The 660-nt window shown below is 25.6% G+C and carries 1 pseudogene; it reads left to right on the top strand.

The window, feature by feature from the left end:
- Nucleotides 1–660, top strand: a pseudogene (locus tag DW965_RS18900) (GNAT family N-acetyltransferase); the annotation flags it as partial.

Raw genomic sequence — 660 nt, 5'->3', positions numbered from 1 at the left:
GAGTATTAGAATTTTATGGTGGTAGAGATAAAAAATATACATTAGAATCATTAAAAAAACATTATAACAGAGCCTTGGGAAGATGAAGTTTTTAGAGTAATTATTGAATATAACAATGTTCCTATTGGATATGGACAAATATATAAAATGTATGATGAGTTATATACTGATTATCATTATCCAAAAACTGATGAGATAGTCTATGGTATGGATCAATTTATAGGAGAGCCAAATTATTGGAGTAAAGGAATTGGTACAAGATATATTAAATTGATTTTTGAATTTTTGAAAAAAGAAAGAAATGCTAATGCAGTTATTTTAGACCCTCATAAAAATAATCCAAGAGCAATAAGGGCATACCAAAAATCTGGTTTTAGAATTATTGAAGATTTGCCAGAACATGAATTACACGAGGGCAAAAAAGAAGATTGTTATTTAATGGAATATAGATATGATGATAATGCCACAAATGTTAAGGCAATGAAATATTTAATTGAGCATTACTTTGATAATTTCAAAGTAGATAGTATTGAAATAATCGGTAGTGGTTATGATAGTGTGGCATATTTAGTTAATAATGAATACATTTTTAAAACAAAATTTAGTACTAATAAGAAAAAAGGTTATGCAAAAGAAAAAGCAATATATAATTTTTTAAAT

The sequence above is a fragment of the Blautia sp. AM47-4 genome, assembly GCF_003479865.1.
Lineage (GTDB): Bacteria > Bacillota > Clostridia > Lachnospirales > Lachnospiraceae > Fusicatenibacter > Fusicatenibacter saccharivorans.
Note: the sequence above shows the minus strand (reverse complement) of the source record. Positions and strands in the feature narration are given on the sequence as shown.